Origin of the sequence: Comamonas terrae (genome assembly GCF_001544075.1) — a bacterium.
Lineage (GTDB): Bacteria > Pseudomonadota > Gammaproteobacteria > Burkholderiales > Burkholderiaceae_C > Comamonas > Comamonas terrae.
Genome location: NZ_BCNT01000005.1, coordinates 1 through 21,684 on the forward strand (window position 1 = coordinate 1; position 21,684 = coordinate 21,684).

Annotated in this window: 22 protein-coding genes; 10 read left to right on the top strand and 12 right to left on the bottom strand. The window is 67.4% G+C overall.

Annotation, left to right across the window (positions count from 1 at the left end):
• Positions 1 to 18: 18 nt before the first annotated feature.
• The 9 genes from Cte04_RS08435 to Cte04_RS08475 all read right to left on the bottom strand — a co-directional run bounded on the left by Cte04_RS08435 (position 19) and on the right by Cte04_RS08475 (position 9,970).
• Positions 19 to 786, bottom strand: a complete 768-nt coding sequence (locus tag Cte04_RS08435; protein ID WP_066475431.1) for a class II glutamine amidotransferase — start codon at positions 784 to 786, stop codon at positions 19 to 21.
• Between the two features lie 117 nt (positions 787 to 903).
• Entirely contained in the window at positions 904 to 1,854 is a 951-nt protein-coding gene (locus Cte04_RS08440) for a DMT family transporter (RefSeq protein WP_066475433.1), read from the bottom strand.
• Positions 1,851 to 3,299 (bottom strand): aldehyde dehydrogenase family protein, encoded by a 1,449-nt coding sequence (locus Cte04_RS08445; protein ID WP_066476129.1) that lies wholly within the window; start codon positions 3,297 to 3,299, stop codon positions 1,851 to 1,853. The genes Cte04_RS08440 and Cte04_RS08445 overlap by 4 nt, the downstream gene beginning before the upstream one ends.
• Positions 3,300 to 3,367: 68 nt before the next feature.
• On the bottom strand, positions 3,368 to 4,705 hold the full coding sequence (locus Cte04_RS08450) for an enolase C-terminal domain-like protein (RefSeq protein WP_066475435.1): 1,338 nt from the start codon (positions 4,703 to 4,705) through the stop codon (positions 3,368 to 3,370).
• A gap of 37 nt (positions 4,706 to 4,742) precedes the next feature.
• Positions 4,743 to 5,708 carry a 2-hydroxyacid dehydrogenase gene (locus Cte04_RS08455; protein WP_066476131.1) on the bottom strand — a complete coding sequence of 322 codons (966 nt, stop codon included), beginning with the start codon at positions 5,706 to 5,708 and terminating at the stop codon, positions 4,743 to 4,745.
• Positions 5,709 to 5,942: 234 nt separating this feature from the next.
• Positions 5,943 to 6,920: a Bug family tripartite tricarboxylate transporter substrate binding protein gene (locus tag Cte04_RS08460; RefSeq protein WP_066475437.1), complete on the bottom strand. Its 978-nt coding sequence runs from the start codon at positions 6,918 to 6,920 to the stop codon at positions 5,943 to 5,945.
• Between the two features lie 58 nt (positions 6,921 to 6,978).
• Positions 6,979 to 7,890: a 5-dehydro-4-deoxyglucarate dehydratase gene (kdgD, locus tag Cte04_RS08465; protein ID WP_066475438.1), complete on the bottom strand. Its 912-nt coding sequence runs from the start codon at positions 7,888 to 7,890 to the stop codon at positions 6,979 to 6,981.
• 45 nt (positions 7,891 to 7,935) lie between these two features.
• Complete coding sequence (locus Cte04_RS08470) at positions 7,936 to 8,916, bottom strand: Bug family tripartite tricarboxylate transporter substrate binding protein (RefSeq protein ID WP_066475439.1); 981 nt, start codon at positions 8,914 to 8,916, stop codon at positions 7,936 to 7,938.
• 235 nt (positions 8,917 to 9,151) lie between these two features.
• Positions 9,152 to 9,970: a FadR/GntR family transcriptional regulator gene (locus tag Cte04_RS08475; protein WP_083526575.1), complete on the bottom strand. Its 819-nt coding sequence runs from the start codon at positions 9,968 to 9,970 to the stop codon at positions 9,152 to 9,154.
• Positions 9,971 to 10,031: 61 nt separating this feature from the next.
• Between Cte04_RS08475 and Cte04_RS08480 the strand changes: the two genes are divergently transcribed.
• The 10 genes from Cte04_RS08480 to Cte04_RS08525 all read left to right on the top strand — a co-directional run bounded on the left by Cte04_RS08480 (position 10,032) and on the right by Cte04_RS08525 (position 20,735).
• Positions 10,032 to 10,838, top strand: coding sequence for an NAD-dependent epimerase/dehydratase family protein (locus tag Cte04_RS08480; protein ID WP_066475444.1), 807 nt, complete (start codon positions 10,032 to 10,034; stop codon positions 10,836 to 10,838).
• Positions 10,839 to 11,008: 170 nt separating this feature from the next.
• Positions 11,009 to 11,959 carry an SMP-30/gluconolactonase/LRE family protein gene (locus Cte04_RS08485; protein ID WP_217997574.1) on the top strand — a complete coding sequence of 317 codons (951 nt, stop codon included), beginning with the start codon at positions 11,009 to 11,011 and terminating at the stop codon, positions 11,957 to 11,959.
• 79 nt (positions 11,960 to 12,038) lie between these two features.
• Positions 12,039 to 13,004, top strand: a complete 966-nt coding sequence (locus tag Cte04_RS08490) for a TRAP transporter substrate-binding protein (RefSeq protein WP_066475446.1) — start codon at positions 12,039 to 12,041, stop codon at positions 13,002 to 13,004.
• A 100-nt stretch (positions 13,005 to 13,104) separates the two neighbouring features.
• A complete protein-coding gene (locus Cte04_RS08495) occupies positions 13,105 to 13,587 on the top strand; it encodes a TRAP transporter small permease (protein ID WP_066476136.1) in 483 nt (160 codons plus the stop codon).
• A gap of 8 nt (positions 13,588 to 13,595) precedes the next feature.
• Positions 13,596 to 14,891, top strand: coding sequence for a TRAP transporter large permease (locus Cte04_RS08500; protein ID WP_066475447.1), 1,296 nt, complete (start codon positions 13,596 to 13,598; stop codon positions 14,889 to 14,891).
• Positions 14,892 to 14,913: 22 nt separating this feature from the next.
• Entirely contained in the window at positions 14,914 to 16,209 is a 1,296-nt protein-coding gene (locus tag Cte04_RS08505) for a glucarate dehydratase family protein (RefSeq protein ID WP_066475451.1), read from the top strand.
• Between the two features lie 52 nt (positions 16,210 to 16,261).
• Positions 16,262 to 17,263 (top strand): Bug family tripartite tricarboxylate transporter substrate binding protein, encoded by a 1,002-nt coding sequence (locus Cte04_RS08510; protein WP_066475453.1) that lies wholly within the window; start codon positions 16,262 to 16,264, stop codon positions 17,261 to 17,263.
• 168 nt (positions 17,264 to 17,431) lie between these two features.
• Entirely contained in the window at positions 17,432 to 18,997 is a 1,566-nt protein-coding gene (garD, locus tag Cte04_RS08515; RefSeq protein WP_066476137.1) for a galactarate dehydratase, read from the top strand.
• A 21-nt stretch (positions 18,998 to 19,018) separates the two neighbouring features.
• Positions 19,019 to 19,819 (top strand): HpcH/HpaI aldolase family protein, encoded by an 801-nt coding sequence (locus Cte04_RS08520; protein WP_066475455.1) that lies wholly within the window; start codon positions 19,019 to 19,021, stop codon positions 19,817 to 19,819.
• 25 nt (positions 19,820 to 19,844) lie between these two features.
• Positions 19,845 to 20,735, top strand: a complete 891-nt coding sequence (locus Cte04_RS08525) for a 2-hydroxy-3-oxopropionate reductase (RefSeq protein WP_066475457.1) — start codon at positions 19,845 to 19,847, stop codon at positions 20,733 to 20,735.
• A 156-nt stretch (positions 20,736 to 20,891) separates the two neighbouring features.
• Here Cte04_RS08525 and Cte04_RS08530 read toward each other — a convergent pair whose 3' ends face one another.
• From Cte04_RS08530 to Cte04_RS08540, 3 genes are all read right to left on the bottom strand, one after another.
• The gene (locus tag Cte04_RS08530; protein WP_066475458.1) at positions 20,892 to 21,080 is read right to left on the bottom strand and encodes a 4-oxalocrotonate tautomerase; all 189 of its coding nucleotides are present in this window, start codon (positions 21,078 to 21,080) and stop codon (positions 20,892 to 20,894) included.
• A gap of 77 nt (positions 21,081 to 21,157) precedes the next feature.
• Positions 21,158 to 21,346: a 4-oxalocrotonate tautomerase gene (locus Cte04_RS08535; RefSeq protein WP_066475461.1), complete on the bottom strand. Its 189-nt coding sequence runs from the start codon at positions 21,344 to 21,346 to the stop codon at positions 21,158 to 21,160.
• A gap of 48 nt (positions 21,347 to 21,394) precedes the next feature.
• Entirely contained in the window at positions 21,395 to 21,649 is a 255-nt protein-coding gene (locus Cte04_RS08540) for a cysteine-rich CWC family protein (RefSeq protein ID WP_245633328.1), read from the bottom strand.
• Between the last annotated feature and the right edge of the window lie 35 nt (positions 21,650 to 21,684).

The following is a 21,684-nucleotide window of genomic DNA, read 5'->3' on the forward strand; positions in this document are numbered from 1 at the left end:
GCAGCGCAAGGGCTTGGCTCAGAGCTTCAGGCATTCGCCCTGGACAAAGACCTTGAGTTCGCCCGATGCAATGGGGGTCCATGTCTCGTTGTTGGTCAGCGGGGCGGTGACGACGATGGCGACCTTGTCCTGCGGCGTGGTTTCATGGGCAAAGTCCACGCTCAGGTCCTCATCGGACAGATGGGCCTGCGAGAACGGATGGCGGCGCTCTATGTAGCAAAGATGGGTGGTCGCATGGGCCCACAGCGCTTCGCCGTTGGACAGCAGGAAGTTGAAGGTGCCATGGGGCGAGATGCGGGCGGCCAGTTCGCGCAGCGTGTGGGTAAGTTCCTTGACGCTGGGCAGGCCCGCATGGGATTTCCACAGCTCCTGCATGATCCAGCAGAACGCCTGCTCACTGTCCGTGTTGCCGACCGGATGGAAGTGGGCATGCAGCTTGGGAGCGAAATTCTTGAGATCGCCGTTGTGGGCGAACACCCAGTTGCGGCCCCAGAGCTCGCGCACGAAGGGATGGCAGTTCTGCAGGCTGACCACGCCCTGCGTCGCCTTGCGGATATGGGCAATGACGTTGGTGCTCTTGATCGGGTATTCGCGGATGAGCTTGGCGACCGGCGAGTCGATGGCGCGCTCGTGGTCGACGAAGTGGCGCAGGCCTTTGTCCTCGAAGAAGGCAATGCCCCAGCCGTCCGTGTGATCGCCGGTGTTGCCGGCACGCTGGGTGAAGCCCGAAAAGCTAAACCGCACGTCGGTGGGCGTGTTGCAGTTCATCCCCAGCAATTGGCACATGGCGGAAATCTTCTCTTCAGATGGATCTATACAGGGCGGCGCAGAGCGCCCGAAATCCAGTGTAGATCAATCCGTGGGGCGAGGCGGCAAGAGCGCAAGCGGCTTGCCGCCTCGCTCTCAACGGGCGGGCTCGCGCGTCACCAGCACGATGCCGAGGCACACCATGGCCAGGGCCAGCACATAGTGCCAGGCCCACAGGGTCTCGCCGAGGAACAGGGCCGACAGCACCGAGCCGAACACCGGCACCGTGAAGTTGTAGATGGTGACCTGGCTCACGCGGTTGTATTTGAGCAGCAGGCTCCACAGGGTAAAGGCAGCGGACGACAGCAGAGCCAGATAGACCAGCAGCACCAGGGCCTGCAGCGACGGGAGGCCCATGCCGCCGCCGCTCAGGCCGCCTATCAGCACCAGTACCAGCCCGCCCAGGCCCAGCTGCCAGCCGGTCATGGCCATGGCGTCCATGCGCTGCGACAGCTGCTTGCCGTAGATGCTGGAGGCGGCCAGGATCAGGGCCGCGAGAACGACCGAGCCTTCGCCCAGCCAGCTGAAGCCGGAGCCCAGCTCGCCATTGCCGCCCAGAGTCACGGTCAGCACGCCGGCAAAGCCGACGGCGCAGCCCAGGGCCTTGGCCGGAGAGAGACGGTCGTTGGCATAGAACCAGTGCGCAATCAGCACGCTGAAGAAGGTGGCCGTGGCATTCATGATCGAGCCCTTGACCCCCGTGGTGTAGGCCAGGCCCAGATAGAAGAACACGTATTGCAGCGTGGTCTGCGCACAGCCCAGGGCCAGCAGCTGCCGTGGATGCCGACCAAGGGTGCGAAGCACCGGCTTGCCCATGACGGCGGCGGTGACCAGCACGAAGCCGCCGGCCAGCACAAAGCGCCAGCCCGCGAACAGCAGCTTGCCCGGCAGATCGGCCTGCGCAATGGAGAACAGCGCATAGCCGCTCTTGATGGCCGGATAGGAGCTGCCCCACAGCAGGCAGCACAGCAGCGCCACGGCGGCCACGGTGAGCGGCCGGCTCCAGCCGCAGGCCTGGGACGCAGGGGAAGCCACTACCGTATTCATGCCAAGGTATAGGCCGTCTTGACCGTGGTGTAGAACTCCTGCGCATAGCGGCCCTGCTCGCGCGGGCCGTAGCTGCTGCCCTTGCGCCCGCCGAAGGGCACGTGGTAGTCCACGCCCGCCGTGGGCAGGTTGACCATGACCATGCCGGCCTGGCTGTGGCGCCTGAAGTGCGTGGCGTGCTTGAGGCTGGTGGTCGCAATGCCGGCCGACAGGCCGAACGGCGTGTCGTTGGCCACGGCCAGCGCTTCCTCATAGTCCTTGACGCGGATCACGCTGGCCACGGGGCCGAAGACTTCCTCGCGGTTGATGCGCATGCCGGCCTCGGTATCCACGAACAGCGTGGGCGCCATGAAGAAGCCGCTCTGGCCGCTGCCCGTGTGGCAGGCCACGCGGCTGCCGCCGGCAGCCAGCCGCGCGCCTTCGGCCCTGGCGATTTCCACATAGGAAAGATCCTGCTCCAACTGGGCCTGGCTGACCACAGGGCCCATGTCGGTGCCGGCGGCGCGCGCATCGCCCACCTTGATCCGTGCCAGGCGCGCCTGCAGGGCTTCGACAAAGGCCGGGTAGATCTTGTCGGTGACGATGAGGCGGCTGGATGCCGTGCAGCGCTGGCCCGTGGAATAAAAGCCGCTTTGGGCCGACAGCTCCACGGCCTGGGCCAGGTCGGCATCGTCGAGCACGACCTGGGGATTCTTGCCGCCCATTTCCAGCTGCACCTTCTTGCCGCTTTTCACGCAGGCTTCGGCAATGCCACGGCCCACGCCCACCGAGCCCGTGAAGCTGATGGCCGCCACCTCGGGGTGATTCACCAGGGCCTCGCCGATCACGCGGCCGCTGCCCATGACCAGGTTGAACACGCCGGCGGGAATGCCCGAACGGTGGATGATGTCGGCCAGGGCCCAGGCGCTGCCGGGCACCAGGTCGGCGGGCTTGAGGACCACGCAGTTGCCGAAGGCCAGGGCCGGGGCGATCTTCCAGGCGGGGATGGCGATGGGGAAGTTCCAGGGCGTGATAAGGCCGACCACGCCGATGGGTTCGCGTGTGATTTCCACGGCTATGCCGGGACGTACCGAGGGCAGGGTCTCGCCGGCCAGGCGCGGGCATTCGCCGGCAAAGAACTTGAAGATCTGGCCGGCGCGGGCCACTTCGCCCGTGGCTTCGGGGCGGGTCTTGCCTTCTTCGCGAGCCAGCAGGTCGCCCAGCTCTTCCTTGCGCGCGAGGATTTCGCTGCCGATCCTGTCCAGCGCGTCGGAGCGCGCCTGGATGCCCGAGGTGGACCAGGCGGGAAAAGCGGCAGCGGCAGCGGCGACAGCCGCCTGCACGTCCTCGGCGCCGCCCTGGGCGTATTCGCCGATCACATCGGACAGGTTGCTGGGGTTGATGTTGGGGGCATAGGACTGGCCGGGCGTCCACTGGCCGTTGATGAGGTTGTGGTGTTGGTTCATGGCTTGTTGCTTTTCAGGCCGCCAGCGCATACGGGACAAGCGCTGGCAGCTATTGAAGTAAGAGTTGATCAGCGCACCATGCAGGGACGCTTGTTGTCGAACTTCCAGCCCGGAATCAGGTACTGCATGGCGATGGCGTCGTCGCGCGCACCCAGGCCGTGCTCCAGGTACAGCGCGTTGGCGCGCTGCAGTGCCGCGCGGTCCACGGTCACGCCCAGGCCCGGGGTCTGCGGCACGTCGACGAAGCCGTTCCGGATCTGGAACGGGTTCGTCGTCAGGTACTGGCCGTCCTGCCAGATCCAGTGCGTGTCTATGGCCGTGACCTTGCCGGGCACGGCGGCGGCCACGTGGGTGAACATGGCCAGCGAGATATCGAAGTGGTTGTTGGAGTGCGAGCCCCAGGTCAGGCCCCAGTCGCGGCAGGTCTGGCCCACGCGCACCGAGCCGGCCATGGTCCAGAAGTGCGGGTCGGCCAGCGGAATGTCCACCGACTGCAGCGACAGCGCATGCACCATCTGGCGCCAGTCGGTGGCGACCATGTTGGTGGCCGTGGGCAGGCCGGTGGCGCGGCGGAACTCGGCCATCACCTCGCGGCCCGAGAAGCCGCCCTCGGCGCCGCAGGGGTCCTCGGCATAGGCGAGCACGCCGCGCATGTCGCGCATCAGGCGGATGGCGTCCTTGAGCAGCCAGCCGCCGTTCGGGTCCAGCGTGACGCGGGCTCCGGGGAAGCGCCTGGCCAGCGCGGCCACGGCCTCGACTTCCTCTTCGCCGGCCAGCACGCCGCCCTTGAGCTTGAAGTCGTTGAAGCCGTAGCGCGCATTCGCGGCTTCGGCCTGGCGCACGATGGCTTCGGGCGTCATGGCCTCCATGTGGCGCACCTGGGTCCATTCGTCGCTGCCCAGCTTGTCTTCGCCGGGCTTCACATAGGGCAGGTCGGTCTGGTGGCTGGGGCCGACGAAGAACAGATAGCCCAGCATCTCCACGCGGTCGCGCTGCTGGCCTTCGCCCAGAAGCGCGGCCACGGGCACGCCCAGGTGCTGGCCCAGCAGGTCGAGCAGCGCGGATTCGACGGCGGTGACCGCATGCACGGCGATGCGCAGGTCAAAGGTCTGCAGGCCGCGCCCGCCGGTGTCGCGGCCTTCCAGGGCTTTCTGTACGCGCTGCAGCAGCTGCAGGTGCCGGCCTATGGACTGGCCGAGCAGCACGCTCTTGCTGTCCTCCAGCGCCTGGCGTATGCCTTCGCCGCCGGGCACCTCGCCCACGCCGGTGTGGCCGCTGCTGTCGTGGATGAGCACGATGTTGCGCGTGAAGAAGGGCGCATGCGCGCCGCTGAGGTTCATCAGCATGCCGTCGCGGCCCGCGACGGGGATGACTTCGATCTCGGTGATGGTCGGTGTGGTGGACATGGAAGGCTCGTTCAACAGATGCGGAGGAAAAAGGCGGTCACTGCGCGGCGGACCACGGCACCTCGGCCGCGGGGCGGCCGGTGGCGATGAACTGCTGCAGGTTGCGCAGCACCAGGTCGGCCATGGCGCGGCGGGTCTCGTGCGTGCCGCTGGCGATGTGGGGCGCGAGCACCACGTTGTCCAGCGCCAGCAAGGCGGGCAGCGGGCGGGGCTCGTCCTCGAACACGTCGATCCCGGCGCCGGCGATGCGGCGGGTTTGCAGCGCATCGGCCAGCGCGGCTTCGTCGACCACGCTGCCGCGGGCCACGTTGATGAGAAAGCCCTGCGGACCCAGCGCGGCCAGCACCTCGGCATTGACGAGGTGGCGCGTTCCGTCGCCGCCGGCAGCGGTGATGACCAGGAAGTCGGCCCAGCGCGCCAGCTCCAGCAGCGAGGGCAGGTAGCGGTGCGGCGAGCCCTCGACCGGGCGGCGGTTGTGGTAGGCCACCTCCATGTCGAAGCCGGCGGCGCGGCGCGCCACGGTGCTGCCGATGCGGCCCATGCCGAGGATGCCCAGGCGCTTGCCGCTGGCGCGCGTGCGCACGCCGAAGCGCCCGCGGGCCCAGTCGCCGCGGCGCACGAAGCGGTCGGATTCGCTCAGGCCCCGCGCCGCGTCGAGCAGCAGCGCAAAGGCCATGTCGGCCACGCAGTCGTCCAGCACGCCGGGCGTGTAGCCCACGCGCGCGCCGCGGCGCAGCAGCGCGTCCCGGTCCAGCGCGTCGAAGCCCACGCCGAAGCTGCTGACGAACTTGAGGCGGGGCAGGGCATCGACCACATGCGCGGGCAGGCCCATGGCGGCCGAGGTCACCAGGTACTCGAACTGCGCGCCCTGCTCGGCGAGAAATTGCTCGCGGTCGGGCTGTTCGGACAGCAGCGTCACTTCATAGGCCTGGGTCAGCTCGGCGTCGAGCTGGGGCAGCGGCATCCTGCCGTACTGGAGAACGCGTGGTCGGATGTTCGCCATGCCTTGGAATCCTTGGAACTTGCGGGGCTGAAAGCCCGCCGGTGAAAAAGGCTTGCGCAGATGAAAGAGCTTGCGCAGATGATCAGAGGTCAAGTTCGAAACTGGCGCGGCCAAAGGCGAGGGGCACCGGGGACGGGCCCGGGCCGGCCGCGCCGCCCCGCACCGAAGGTGTCGTCCCCCTCCCGCAAAGCGAGAGAGGGGGAAGGCGCGAAGCGACTCAGGGGGTGTTTCATTTCAGTCCGCCGTGATCTTGCGGGCCTGGATCAGCTGCTTCCAGCGCTCGTTTTCCTGGGCCTGGAAGCGCGTGAACTCTTCGGGCGTGTTGCCCACGATTTCCAGGCCCTGCTCCACAAAGCGCTTGCGGATATCGGGCTGGTTCACGGCGGCGATGGCGGCCTTGGCCAGCCTGGCCTTCACGTCGGCCGGCAGGCCCCTGGGGGCGGCCAGGCCCTGCCATGAATAGACCTCGGCGCCCTTGACGCCGGCTTCTTCCAGCGTGGGCACATCGGGCAGCACGGGCGAGCGCCGCGTGCCGGTCACGGCAATGGCATGCAGCTTGCCGCTGCGCAGGTGGGACAGCACGGCGTTGACGTTCTGAAACGAGAAGTCCACCTGGCCGCCCAGCAGGTCGGTGATGGCGGGCGCGCCGCCCTTGTAGGGCACGTGCATGGCTTCGGTGCCGGTCTGCTGCCAGAACAGCTCGGCCGACAGATGGTCGGAGGAGCCGTTGCCCGAACTCGCAAAGCTCAGCTTGCCCGGGTTGGCCTTGAGCGCGGCGATGACCTCGGCCACGGTGCGGGCCTTCTGGCGCGGGCTGGCCACGAGCACGTTGGGTGCCTGCACGGGAACGGTGATGTAGTCGAAATCCCGGGCCGCGTCATAGGGCACGTTCTTCACCAGGTGCGGCGTCACGACGAAGGGGCCCAGCGACGCCACCAGCAGCGTATAGCCATCGGCCGGCGCACGCCTGACGGCGCCGGCGCCTATGGTGCCCGTGGCGCCGGGCCGGTTCTCGACCACGAAGGGCTTGCCCAGCTGTTCGCCCATGCTCTGGGCCATGGCCCGCGCCACGGTGTCGGTGGAGCCGCCGGCGGGGAAGGGCACGATGATATTGACGGCCTTTTCGGGCCATTGGCCTGTGGCGCCTGCAGTGCCCGCCGCCTGTGCGCCCAGGGCCAGTGCGGCCCCTAGCGCGATCAGCAATTTTTTCATGTCTTGTCTCCTTGGAATGGGCGCGGAGGTCTGACGCCCCCGCTGCGCGGTTTGCCGTTTATTGCGGGCCCAGCCTGGCGATCAGGGCGGCCAGTTCCTCGACCTCCGAGCTCTTGAGGTCGGTCAGCGGCGCACGCACGGGGCCGGCATCGTGGCCGACGATTCTTGCGCCGGCCTTGACGATGCTGACCGCGTAGCCCTGGCCCTTGTTGCGGATCTTCAGGTAGGGCATGAAGAAGTCCTTGAGCAGGCGGTGCTGGGTGGCGTGGTCGTCCGTGCGCACGGCTTCGTAGAACTGCATCGCGGTTCTGGGGATGAAGTTGAAGACTGCGGACGAGTACACCGGCGTGCCCAGCGCCTTGTACGCGGCGGCATAGACTTCGGCCGTGGGCAGGCCGCCCAGGTAGGCCAGGCGGTCGCCCATGGTCAGGTACATGGCGGACATGGCTTCGATGTCGCCCACGCCGTCCTTGAAGCCCACGAGATTGGGATTGCGCTCGCACAGGCGCGCCACGGTCTCGGGCGCAAAGCGGCTGACGCCGCGGTTGTAGATGATGACGCCGAACTTCACGCTCTTGCAGACGGCTTCCACATGCGCGGCCAGGCCTTCCTGCCCGGCTTCGGTTAGGTAGTGGGGCATGAGCAGAATGCCGTGGGCGCCGGCCTTCTCGGCGGCCTGGGCGCACTCGATGGCAAAACGCGTGGGGCCGCCGGCCCCCGCGATGATGGGCACCTTGCCCTTGCAGGTATCCACGGCGGTCTGGATGATCCGCGGATATTCCTCGCCGGTCAGCGAGAAGTATTCGCCGGTGCCGCCGGCCGCGAACAGCGCGCTGGCGCCGAATGGGGCCAGCCATTCCAGGCGCTCGGCATAGCCTCTGGCGTTGAAGTCGCCGTTGCGGTCGAAGTCGGTCAGGGGGAAGGACAGCAGACCGGAACTCATCACGTTTTTGACTTCTTGGGGGCTCATGAATACCTTTCAGGGGAGCAGCAATGGGGCGGGGAGTTGGAGAGTTCAGTCCAGCTGCAGGTGGGCGGCCTGGACCACGGTGCGCCAGCGCGCGCGCTCGGCGTTGAAGAACTTGTGGGTTTCGGCGGGCGTCATCGTGACCACCTCGGCGCCTTGCGCCGTCAGCCGGGAGCGCACTTCGGGCGAGCGGATGGCGGCCAGCAGCACCTGGTTGACGCGCTGCACGACGGATTCGGGCGTCCTGGCCGGCAGCATCACGCCCTGCCAGGTGCCGGACTCGAAGCCCTTGGCACCCTGCTCGGCCAGCGTGGGCACATCGGCGATCAGCGGCATGCGCGTGCTCTTGGAAATGCCCAGCAGCTTGAGCTTGCCGCTTTGCACCTGCGGATAGGTGGCCAGCATGCCGTTCATCAGCACCTGGGTCTGGCCGGCCACGGTGTCCTGCACCGACTGCACGCCGCCCTTGTAGGGGACGTAGACCCACTTGGCGCCCGTGAGGCGGGCCAGTTCCACGCCGGCCAGATGCGGCGCACTGCCCGTGGCGGTCACGGCGAAGTTCAGGTCCTTGCTCCTGGACAGTTCCACCAGTTCCTGGAGGTTGCTGGCCGGCACCGAGGGGTGGACCACCAGCATGTGCGGCGAGTAGGCCAGCATGGCCGTGCCGCGCAGGTCCCTGGACGGATCGAAGCCGAGTTTGGTGTAGACCGAGGGAGAGATGGCCAGCGCGCCCAGGTCGCACAGCAGCCAGGTGTAGCCGTCCGGCTGGGCGCGCGCGACGAACTCGGCGCCGAGGTTGCCGTTGGCGCCGGGCTTGTTGTCGATGACGATGGGCTGGCCCAGCTCTTGCGACATCACCTTGCCGATGGAGCGCGCAATGATGTCGGAGCTGCCCCCCGGCGGATAGGGAACGATGAGCCGTATGGGCTTGGCAGGCCATTGTTCGGCGGCCGACGCCAGCAGCGGCGCGGACAGCAGGCCCGCGGCCGTCGCGGCCACCAGGGAGCGCAGAAAATTCGAGCGGCGCATATGCTTTGCCTCCTATTTATTGTCAGTCATCATACAACTTGAGGTGTCGTTGTCTAGCGTTTTTCCACCAGGTCAAAGATCAGCGGCCATGCGCGCGGCACTGCCTGCGTGCCTGCGACCTGGGGCGAAAAGTGCTGAAAGCCAAGGAGTAGGCAGTGCCGGCTGCTATGGGTTTTTATGATCCGGCATGGGGTGCAGCCCCTGTCCAGAAGGGCGCAAGCAAGGAAGGCGGTGCTCAGTTGCCGTGGGTTTCGATGCCGCTGTCCTGCGCCTGGCTCAGGCGCTGGGCCAGGCGCAGGCGTTCGCGCGAATTCGTCAGGTGGATGCGCATGGCCGCGCGTGCGGAGTCCGCGTCCTGGCGCTCGATGGCCGCATAGATTTCCTCGTGCTCGCGGTTGACGCGGCGCAGGTAGTCAGGGTCGCGCGCCGGGGTATGGATGGACGTGATGCGGTTGCGGGGAATCAGCAGCGAGCCGAAATGCTGCAGTATTTCCTGGAAGTAGCGGTTGCCCGTGGCCTGGGCAATGCTCAGGTGAAAGGCCAGATCGGGCGTGACCGTGTCGCCGCCGTTGCCGGAGTTGTGCTCGAAGGCCTGCAGCGCCTCCCCCATGGCGCGCAGGTGGGCGGCCAGGCGCCGCTGCGCGGCCAGGCCGGCGGCTTCGGTCTCCAGGCTGATGCGCAGCTCCAGCACGGCCAGCACGTCCACGGATTCGCTGAGTTCGTGGGCGCTGAGCACCGGGCTGGCGCTCTGGCGCGCCGGCAGCACGAAAGTGCCAATGCCATGGCGGGTCTCCACCAGTTCGGCGGCCTGCAGCTTGGAGATGGCCTCGCGCACCACGGTGCGGCTGACCTCGTAGGTGCGCACCAGCTCGGACTCGGTGGGCAGCTTTTCGCCTTCCTGCAACAGGCCCTGGCGAATCTTGTTCTCGAATTCCTCATAGAGCAGATTGCCCAGGTTGCGGCTGCCCCGCGCCGCTTTTTTGCGCAAGGCTTCTCCGTGGGCCGGCAAAAAAACGGGGTGGGGCTCGGGTAATTCCGGGGTGGGGCTGCTCATGTGCTGATGATAATCGGTCTGCGTTGTATGACAACATATCACTAACCATGGCGCATTTCCTATGAATCCGTCCTCGAAATTCCATCGACTGTTGCTGACCGGTGCCGCTGGCGGCCTGGGAAAAGTGCTGCGCGAGCGCCTGCAGCCTTTTGCCGAAGTGCTGCGGCTGTCGGACATTGCGGGCATGGAGCCGGCGCGCGATGCCGCGCAGGAAGTGGTGCCCTGCGATCTGGCGGACAAGGCGGCCGTCGATGCGCTGGTCCGGGGCTGCGATGCCATCGTGCACATGGGCGGGGTCTCGGTGGAGCGGCCCTTCGAGGAAGTGCTGGAGGCCAATATTAAGGGCATCTTCCACATCTACGAGGGGGCACGCCGCCACGGCGTCCAGCGCGTGGTGTTTGCCAGCTCCAACCATGTGATCGGCTTCTACAGGCAGGGTGAAACACTGGATGCCTCGGCGCGGCGCCGGCCCGACGGCTACTACGGCCTGTCCAAGTCCTTCGGCGAGGACATGGCCTCGTTCTACTTCGACCGCTACGGCATAGAGACCGTGAGCATCCGCATCGGCTCGTCCTTTCCCGAGCCCAGGGACCGCCGCATGATGAGCACCTGGCTCAGCTATGACGATCTGGTGCAGCTGATCACCAAGGCCCTGTTCACGCCCGGCGTCGGCCATACCGTGGTCTACGGTGCCTCGGCCAACCGCGACGTCTGGTGGGACAACCGCGAAGCCGCGCACCTGGGCTATGTGCCCAAGGACAGCTCCGAACCCTGGCGTGCCAGGGTGGAAGCGCAGCCCGCGCCCGCGGCCAGCGACCCGGTGGCCGTCTACCAGGGCGGCGCTTTCACGGCGCAGGGGCCGTTCTGAAATGAAGCACCCCCTGAGTCGCTTCGCGCCTTCCCCCTCTCTCTACGCGCTGCGCGCTATGGGAGGAGGACGACACCTTCGGTGCGGGGCGGCCCTTCCTCGGTGTCCGCTGATGGAGCGCACCAGTTTCATGCGCTGTGCGTGGCACGGTACAGAGTGGAGTGACTGAAATGGTGAGTGCTGAACTGGTTGTCGATGCCCGCTGCGCCACCGGCGAAAGCCCCGTCTGGCGCGCTGCGGAGCAGGCGCTTTACTGGGCCGATATACCGCGCGGCATCCTGCACCGCTGGCAGGCCGCGCAGCCGCAAAAGACCCAATGGCAGGCGCCCCAGATGCTGGCCTGCCTGGCGGCCTGGGATGGCGCGCCGGGCCACTGGATCGCGGGCCTGGAAGATGGCCTGTACCTTCTGTCGCACGGGCTGGGCAGCGAGGGCGGAGCGCTGGATGCGCAGCGGCTGGCGCCTGTGCGGCATGCCATGCCGGGCATGCGCTTCAACGACGGGCGCTGCGACCGGCAGGGCCGCTTTCTCGCGGGCACCATGCTGCAGGACATGGGTGCAGCGCAGGCCGTGGGCAGGGTCTACCGGTTCGGTGCTCGGGAGCAGGCGGCCGGTGCCTGCACGGATCTGGACCTGGGTCCGCTCATCGTGCCCAACGGCATGGCCTTCAGCCCCGACGGGCGGACCATGTACCTGTCGGACTCGCACCCGCAGGTGCAGGCCGTCTGGGCCTTCGATTACGACGTGGACAGCGGCACGCCGTCGAACCGCCGGCTGTTCGTGGACATGCAGCCGCTGCCCGGACGCCCGGATGGCGCGGCTGTGGACAGCGATGGCTGCTACTGGATCTGCGGCAACGATGCGGGGCTGGTGCACCGCTTCACGCCCGACGGGCGGCTGGACCGCTCGCTGGCCGTGCCGGTCAAGAAGCCCGCCATGTGCGCCTTCGGCGGCTCCGACCTCGACGTGCTGTACGTCACATCGATTCGTCCTGATCACATCGATCTGTCCGATCAGCCGCTGGCCGGCGGCGTGTTTGCGCTGCGGCCGGGCGTCCAGGGCTTGCCGGAACCTGCGTTCCGGCCCCGGGCCGCCCTCCATGGGAAGTCCCGAGAGTCTTGATCTCGCTTTAAAAGGGCGGCCTGGGCAATGCAGCGAGGCCTGCCGATTCGGATCCACACACGGAGAAAGAGGTAGACAAATGCGTTGCAGAAAAATATGGGCAGCCGTTGCGGCCAGCCTGGTATCCCTGACGGCGGCGGCCACCGAGTTCCGCTCTTCCGACATCCACCCCGACGACTACCCCACGGTCACGGCCGTGCGCTTCATGGGCGAGCGCCTCAAGCAGCTGTCCGGCGGCAAGCACACGATCAAGGTCTTTCCCAGCGGCGCGCTGGGCGGCGAAAAGGAAACCATAGAGCAGGCCAAGATCGGCGCGCTGCAGATGGTGCGCGTCAATGTCGGTGCCATGAACAATGTCTGCCCCGAGACCATCGTGCCCACCATGCCCTTCCTGTTCCGTTCGGTGGACCACCTGCACAAGGTGCTGGACGGCCCGATCGGCGCGGACATCCTGAAGGCCTGCGAGAAGCAGGGCTTCGTCGGCCTGGCGTTCTACGACAGCGGCGCGCGCTCCATGTTCACGGCCAAGCGCGCGGTGCGCAGCTTTGCGGACATGAAGGGCATGAAGGTGCGCGTGCAGCAGTCCGACCTGTGGGTGAGCATGCTGGAGGCCATGGGCGCCAACGCCACGCCCATGCCCATGGGCGAGGTGTACACGGGCCTGAAGACCGGCCTGATCGACGCGGCCGAGAACAACTACCCGACCTATGAAAGCGCGCGCGCCTTCGAGGTGGCCAAGTACTTCACCAAGACCGAGCATTCGATGGCGCCCGAGATCCTGCTGTTCTCCAAGCGCGCCTGGGACAGGCTCTCCGCCGAGGAACAGGGCTGGATCCGCCAGGCCGCCAAGGAATCCGTGCCCTATATGCGCAAGCAGTGGGCCGATCGCGAGGCCCGTTCGCTGGCCATCGTCAAGGCCGGCGGTGCCGAGATCATCGAGATCGACAAGGCGCCCTTCCAGGCCGCGATGAAGCCGGTGTACGACAAGTTCATCACCGACGCCCAGCTCAAGAGCCTGGTCAAGCGGGTGCAGGAAGTCCAGTAACGGCGGCTGCGGGCGGCCCCTGCGGAGCCGCTTGCATATCAAAAACAATAGCTGCTTGCGCCGATGAACAAAGCGCTTGCGGCCTGTCGAATCCAAGAACATGTACACCAAGATCTGCGGCGTGCTGGCGCGCCTGTGCATGTGGCTGGGCGTCCTGGGCCTGATCGCGGTCATCGCCGCGGTCAGCTGGCAGGTGTTCGGCCGCTACGTGCTCAACGACACACCGACCTGGGCCGAAAGCCTGGCCCTGCTGCTGGTGCTGTACGTCACCATGTTCGGCGTCGCCGTGGGCGTGCGCGATTCGGGCCATATCGGCCTGGAGTCCTTTCTGGTGCTGGCGCCGGACTGGCTGCGCCTGAAGATGGAGTTCCTGATCCACGGCCTGATCCTGCTGTTCGGCGCGGCCATGGCCTGGAGCTGCATCTCGCTGGCCGAATCCGTCTGGGATTACCGCCTGCCCACGCTGGGCATCTCCGAAGGGTGGAAGTACGTGCCGGCCTCCATCTGCGGGGTGCTGATCGTGCTCTTTTCGATCGAACATCTCATCGCACTCGCGCACGGCCGCGAGGTACAAGCCAATTAAGAGGCGCCATGACGATTCCATTGCTGATTCTGTGCGTGAGCTTCGCACTGCTGCTGCTGCTCGGGGTGCCCGTGGCCTTCTCCATCGGCTTGTCCGCCCTGGCCACCTTGCTGTATGAGGGCCTGCCGCTGGAGGTGGGCTTCCAGCAGATGACCTCGGGCATGAGCATCTTCTCCTTCCTGGCCATTCCGTTCTTCATCTTTGCCGGCGAACTCATGCTGTATGGCGGCATCGCCGACCGCATCGTCAACTTCGCGCGCGCCCTGATCGGCCACGTGCGCGGCGGCCTGGGCATGTCCAACGTCGTGGCCTGCACGCTGTTCGGCGGCGTCTCGGGCTCGCCCGTGGCCGATGTGTCCGCCATGGGCGCCGTGATGATCCCGATGATGAAGAAGGAGGGCTACCACGCCGACTACGCGGTCAACGTGACCACGCATGCGGCCCTGGTCGGTGCGCTGATGCCCACCAGCCACAACCTCATCATCTACGCGCTGGCCGCGGGCGGAAAGGTCTCGATCGCCGCGCTGATCCTCGCAGCCCTGCTGCCGGCCCTGGTGCTCACGGTGGCCAACCTGGTGGCGGCCTATCTGGTGGCCGTGCGCCGCGGCTATCCCGCGGGCTCGTTCCCGGGCTGGAGCATCGTGGCGCGCAGCTTTGCCTCGGCGCTGCCGGGCCTGATGGTCGTGGTGCTGATCCTGGGCGGCATTCTGTCGGGCATTTTCACGGCCACCGAGTCGGCCGCCGTGGCCGTGCTGTACGCGCTGGCGCTGACCCTCTTCCTGTACCGCACACTGACGAAGGAGGCCTTCATCAAGGCCGCCTCCAAGGCCGTGCGCACCACGGGCATCATCCTGCTGCTGATCGGCATCTCCAGCACCTTCGGCTATCTGATCAGCCTGTACGGCGTGGCCGAGCTCACCGGCCAGATGCTGGCCCAGGTCACCAGCAAGCCCTGGGTGATCTTCCTGCTGATCAACATCATCCTGTTCGTGCTGGGCACCTTCCTGGACATGGCGGCCACCATCCTGCTGTGCACGCCCATCTTCCTGCCCATCGCCCAGCACTACGGCATGAGCTCGGTGCAGTTCGGCATCGTGATGCTGATCAACTGCGCGCTGGGCCTGAACACGCCGCCCGTGGGCACGACCCAGTTCGTGGGCTGCGCCATCGGCGGCGTCTCGGTGGGCACGGTGATGCGCACCATCTGGCCGTTCTACGGCGCGCTGATCTTCGCGCTGGCCGTGGTCACCTTCGTGCCGGCGTTCTCCACCTGGCTGCCCGGCATGTTCATGAAGGTCAGCTGAGCTTGCGCCACACCGATTGCCCATGAGTACCTCGCACGCCATACGCCACATCCGCGTCACGCCCATCGCCTTCCGCGATCCGCCGCTGCTCAATGCCGCCGGCATCCACGAGCCCTGGGCATTGCGCTCCATCATCGAGATCGAAACCGCCTCGGGCCTGGTCGGCATCAACGAAAGCTACGGCGACCAGCCCATGCTCGATGCACTGGCCAAGGCCGCGCCGGCCCTGGTGGGCCTGTCGCCCTGGGCGCTCAACGAGATGGAAAGCCGCGTCGCGGCCCTGGTGGCGCCCCCCAAGCTGACGGCCTCGGAGTTCCTGGGCCAGCAGGTGTCGCTGGCGCCGGGCACCCACGTGTCCAAGACCGTGGCCAAGGTGGTCAGCGCCTTCGAGGTCGCCATGCTCGACCTGCAGGGCCAGCTCGCGCAGGCGCCGGTGGTCGACCTGCTGGGCGGCGCGGCGCGCGACAGCGTGCCGTTCTCGGCCTACCTGTTCTACAAGTACTCCGAGCACATCGACCAACCCTATGCGCCCGACGCCTGGGGCGAGGCCCTGGAGCCGCAGCAACTGGTGGCCCAGGCGCGGCGCATGATCGACCGGTATGGCTTCCAGAGCATCAAGCTCAAGGCCGGCGCGCTGCCGCCCGAGCAGGAGGCCACGGGCATCCTGGCGCTGGCCGAGGCCTTCCCGGGCACGCCGCTGCGCATAGATCCCAACGGCAACTGGACGGTGGCGACCAGCCTGAAGATCGTGCAGCAGCTGCGCGGCGTGCTCGAATACTACGAAGACCCGGCGCCGGGGCTGGAAGGAATGGCCGCCGTGGCACGAGAGTGCGACGTGCCGCTGGCCACCAACATGGTGGTCACCGATTTCGCCGAATTCCGCCGCAATGCCGAGATGGGCTGCCCGGTGAAGATCGTGCTCAGCGACCACCACTACTGGGGCGGTCTGCGCGCCACGCAGCGCCTGTCCACGCTGTGCCGCACCTTCGACCTGGGCCTGTCCATGCACAGCAACTCGCACCTGGGCGTGAGCCTGGTGGCGATGACGCACCTGTGCGCCAGCGTGCCGCTGCTTACCTACGCCTGCGACACCCACTACCCCTGGCAGGACGAGGAGGTGATCGAAGGCGGGCGCCTGCGCTTCGAGCAGGGCAGCCTGCGCGTGCCCACGGCGCCGGGCCTGGGCGTGACGCTGGACCGCGAGGCGCTGGCGCGCCTGCACGACAACTACCTGCGCTGCGGCATCCGCAACCGCGACGACCTGGGGCAGATGCGCAAGTACGACCCGGCCTTCACGGGCCGGCAGCCCCGTTTCTGAAGCCCATTCCCAAGCGCGCCAAGACGCTATCACCCCACAGGAGACAACCACCATGCAACGCCGCACGCTGATCCAATGCTCTCTCTCCGCCGGTGCCCTGCTGCTGGGTGCCGGCTTTGCCGCAGCACCCGCGCTGGCGCAGGGCGGCTGGCCCACGGGCAAGCCCATCACCTACCTGGTGCCGTTCCCGCCCGGAGGCAACACCGACACGCTGGCGCGCGTGATCGCCCAACCGCTGGGCAAGGCGCTGGGCACGCCGGTAGTCATCGAGAACAAGGGCGGCGCCGGCGGCAGCGTGGGCTCGGCCCTGGCCGCGCGCGCGCCGGCCGACGGCTACACCATCCTCGGCGGCACCATCAGCTCGCATGCCATCAACGTCAGCCTGTATTCCAAGCTCGACTACGACCCCGTCAAATCCTTCACGCCGGTGGCCATGCTGGGCTCGGGCCCGCTGGTGCTGGTGGTGCCGGCCGCCAGCCCCTACAAGACGCTGGCCGACGTGCTGGCCGCGAGCAAGGCCAAGGCGGCGGCCGGAGGCCTGTCCTCGGCCTCGCCCGGCAGCGGCACCTCCAACCACATGGCGCTGGAGCTGCTGGCCTACCAGACGGGCGTGAAGTTCACCCACGTGCCCTACAAGGGCAGCGGCCCGGCCGTGCAGGACGTGATCGGCGGCCAGGTGGACATGATGTTCGACACCGCGCTGGTCGTCGGCCCGCACATCCAGTCCGGCAAGCTGCGCCCCATCGCCGTGACCAGCTCCAGGCGCCTGGAGTCGCTGCCCGATGTGCCCACCATCGCCGAGGCCGGCGAAAAAGGCTTCGACATGGGTTCGTGGCAGGCCGTGTTCGCGCCGGCCGGCACGCCCAAACCCATCGTCGACCGCCTGCACGCCGAGATCATGAAGATCGTCGCCACGCCCGAGGTCCAGTCCCGCCTCAAGGCCTTCGGCATGTTGCCCTCGAGCATGACGCCGGCCGAGCTGGCCGATTACCAGAAGGCCGAGGTGGCCAAGTGGGCCAAGGTCATCAAGGCGGCCGGCATCAAGGCGGAGTGAATATGAGGCACCGCCTGAGCGGCTGCGCCGCTTCCCCCTCTCTCTTCGGGAGGGGAACGACACCGTCGGTGCGGGGCGGCCCTTCCTCGGTGTCCGCTGATGGGGTGCGCCAGTTTCATGAACTACGGACGGCGCGAAGCGCCCATAGAAAACCGAGATGAGATCGCCATGAGTACCCGAACCCCGCTTTCCATCGCCATGCACCCGGCAGACAACGTCGCCATCGTCGCCAACGACGGCGGCCTGCCCGCGGGCAGCGTGCTGCCCTCGGGCCTGGTTCTGCGCGACAAGGTGCCGCAGGCGCACAAGGTGGCGCTTGTGGACATTCCCGAAGGCGGCGCGGTGCGCCGCTACAACGTGGTCATAGGCTATGCGCTGAAAGCCATTGCGGCCGGCAGCTGGGTGCACGAGCGCTTGCTGCAGATGCCCGAGGCGCGCTCGCTGCAGGGCCTGCCCATCGCTACTGTCAAGCCGCCGGTGCTGGAGCCGCTCAAGGGCTATACCTTCGAGGGCTACCGCAATGCCGACGGCAGCGTGGGCACGCGCAACATCCTGGCCATCACCACCACGGTGCAGTGCGTGGCCGGCGTGCTCGACTTCGCGGTGCGCCGCATCAAGGCCGAGCTGCTGCCCCGGTATCCCAATGTGGACGACGTGGTCGGGCTGGAGCACAGCTACGGCTGCGGCGTGGCCATAGACGCCGTGGGCGCCGAGATACCGCAGCGCACGCTGCGCAACATCAGCCGCAACCCTAACTTCGGCGGCGAGGTCATGGTGGTCAGCCTGGGCTGCGAGAAGCTGCAGCCGGAGCGCCTGCTGCCGCCGGGCTCGTTTCCCATCGTCGACGAGTGCGAGCCCGAACTGGACGTGGTCTGCCTGCAGGACGAGGCCCATGTGGGTTTCATGTCCATGATCGACTCCATCATGAAGCGTGCACAGGCACACCTGGAGCGCCTGAACCGGCGCCGGCGCGAGACTGTGCCCGCCAGCGCGCTGGTGGTGGGCGTGCAGTGCGGCGGCAGCGATGCCTTCAGCGGCGTCACCGCCAACCCGGCCGTGGGTTTCTGCACCGATTTGCTGGTGCGCGCGGGCGCGACCGTGATGTTCAGCGAGGTGACCGAGGTGCGCGACGGCATCGACCAGCTCACCGCGCGCGCGTCCAGCCCCGAGGTGGCCCAGGCCATGATCGACGAGATGGCCTGGTACGACGCCTACCTCGACAAGGGCCGCGTGGACCGCAGCGCCAACACCACGCCGGGCAACAAGAAGGGCGGCCTGTCGAACATCGTCGAGAAGGCCATGGGCTCCATCATCAAGAGCGGCACCGCGCCCATCACCGGCGTGCTCTCGCCGGGGCAGAAACTTACCGACCGGGGCATCCACAGCGGCCTGGTCTATGCGGCCACGCCCGCCAGCGACTTCATCTGCGGCACGCTGCAGCTGGCCGCCGGCATGAACCTGCACGTGTTCACCACGGGGCGTGGCACGCCCTACGGGCTGGCGCAGGTGCCGGTCATCAAGGTGGCCACGCGCAGCGACCTCGCGCGGCGCTGGCACGACCTGATGGACGTGAACGCCGGCCGCATCGCCGACGGCGAGGCCTCGATAGAGGACATGGGCTGGGAGATGTTCCGGCTCATGCTCGACGTGGCCAGCGGCAGGAAGAAGACCTGGGCCGAGCACTGGAAGCTGCACAACGCCCTGGTGCTTTTCAACCCGGCACCCGTGACCTGAATTGAAGACAAGGAGCAAACCATGCGACCCAACCGACTCCGCGAGATCTGGGCTTCCGGCGGCGCCGCCGTCAACGGCTGGCTCGCCATACCGAACGGCTTTTCCGCCGAGACCATGGCCCACCAGGGCTGGGACACGCTGACCATCGACATGCAGCACGGCGTGGTCGACTACCAGGCCATGGTCTCCATGCTGCAGGCCATCTCGACCACGGCCACGGTGCCGGTGGTGCGCGTGCCGTGGCTGGAGCCCGGCGTGATCATGAAGACGCTGGATGCCGGCGCCTACGGCGTGATCTGCCCCATGGTCAACACCCGCGAGGACGCGCAGAAGCTCGTGGCCTACACGCACTATGCGCCGCGCGGCACACGCAGCTTCGGGCCGGTGCGCGCGCTGCTGTATGGCGGCGCCGACTACCCCGCGCATGCCAACGACACCATCGTGACCTTCGCGATGATCGAGACCGCGCAGGCGCTGGACAACCTCGACGCCATCATGGGCGTGGAAGGGCTGGACGCGGTCTACATCGGGCCCAGCGACCTGTCGCTGTCGCTGGGCTGCCGGCCGGTGTTCGACGGGCTGGACCCGAAGGCGCAGCAGGCCGTGGACCACATCCTGGAGCGCGCCAAGGCCCATGGCATCATGGCCGGCATCCACAACGGCGCGCCCGAAAGCGCGCTGGCGCGGATCGCCGCTGGCTTCCAGTTCGTCACCGTCAGCTCCGACGCGCGGCTGATGGCCGCCGGCGCGCAGCAGCTGCTGCAGGCCATGCGGGCCGGCGCACCCGCGTCCGGGCCCGCGCCGGCCTCGGACTCGTATTGAATCTTCCACTTGCAAGGACAAAGACATGAAGCTCGGATTTATCGGCCTCGGCATCATGGGCGCGCCGATGGCGCTGCACCTCATCAACGCCGGCCACACGGTCTACGTGAGCGCGGCCCGCCGCGTGCCCGATGCCATCAAGGCCTCGGCCGCCGTGCCCTGCGCCACGGTGCAGGAGGTGGCAAGCCACGCCGAGGTCGTCTTCCTGATGGTGCCCGACACGCCGGACGTGGAGGCGGTGCTGTTCGGCGAGAACGGCGTGGCGGCTGCGCTGCAGGCCGGCGGCGGCGAGCGCAAGGTGATCGTCGACATGAGCTCGATCTCGCCCATGGCCACCAAGGCCTTCGCACAGAAGATCAACGCGCTGGGTGCGGACTACATCGACGCGCCGGTGTCCGGCGGCGAGGTGGGCGCCAAGGCGGCCTCGCTGACCATCATGTGCGGCGGCGAGCCGGCGGTGTTCGAGCGGGTGCGGCCGCTGCTCGAGAAGATGGGCAAGAACATCACCCTGGTCGGCGGCAACGGCGACGGCCAGACCACCAAGGTTGCCAACCAGATCATCGTCGCGCTGAACATCGCGGCCGTGGGCGAGGCGCTGGTGTTCGCGAGCAAGGCCGGCGCCGATCCGGCCAAGGTGCGCGAGGCGCTGATGGGCGGCTTTGCGTCCAGCCGCATCCTCGAGGTGCACGGCGAGCGCATGATCAAGCGCACTTTCGCGCCGGGCTTTCGCATCGCCCTGCACCAGAAGGACCTGGGCCTGGCGCTGCAGGGCGCGCGAGAGCTGGGACTGGCGCTGCCGCAGACCGCCGGCGCCGCGCAGCTGATGCAGGTCTGCGCCGCCCATGGCGATGACCAGCTGGACCACTCCGCGCTGGTCAAGGCGCTGGAGCTGATGGCGGACCACGAGATCGGCTGAGGCCGCATCCCGCTTCATCCTCGAAGGACGGTTGCCCACGCTCCCCCTGCGTGGGGACGCTGCCCCTGCGCGAGGGGCGGCCATTCATCTTGTGGCGGCCCGCCGATAAAAAAAGCAGCTTTCAAAGCTGCTTTTTTCATGGGGCGCGTGCCCACTCTACTGGCGCTCGGACCAGAGCTTGCCGCCAGTGGCCCAGTCGTGGCGCTTGATGTCGGTGATGATGATGTCCACCGATTCGGGCGAGCCGCCGAGCACTTCCACGCTGACGCGCGTGATCTCTTCCACGAGCTTGCGCTTTTGCTCGACAGTGCGGCCTTCCATCATTTCGACGTGGTAGGTGGGCATGATTTCTCCTTGGATGCGTTGGGCGTTTGAAAAGCGGTTGCGTTGCCGATGATATCGGGACGGCAGCGGCTCTTGCCTTATGTCTGCTCGGACCAGAGCTTGCCGCCCGTGGCCCAGTTCTCGCGCTTGACGTCGGTGATGATGATGTCCACCGACTCGGGGGCGCTGCCCAGCACTTCGGAAGTCACGCGCGTGATCTCCTCGACCAGCTTGCGCTTTTGCTCGACGGTGCGGCCTTCAAACAGTTCGACGTGATAGGTGGGCATGAGGTCTCTTGGAACAGGTTGTGGAAATCGGTGGTGTCCGCCGCTGGATCACGCGGCGGAAGGCGGCGGTTCATCGCCGGGCTGGCGGCGGCCGCAGGCCGGGCAGATGCACGCCTTGCCGCGCTGCGGCTCGGGGATCCGGGCCAGCGCCTGCCGCGGGATCTCGGCCCGCATGCACCAGCAGCTTTCGGCCGGCAGGCCAGCCGCAATGGCGCACCGGTTGGGCTGGCCGCATAGCGGGCAGTTCAACGAGGAAGCGGTCGTCGACACGGTGTATCGGTTTTGCACATGGTTGCGCATCATTGTAGAGACTGGAAACCATTCGGATTCCAGTCTCT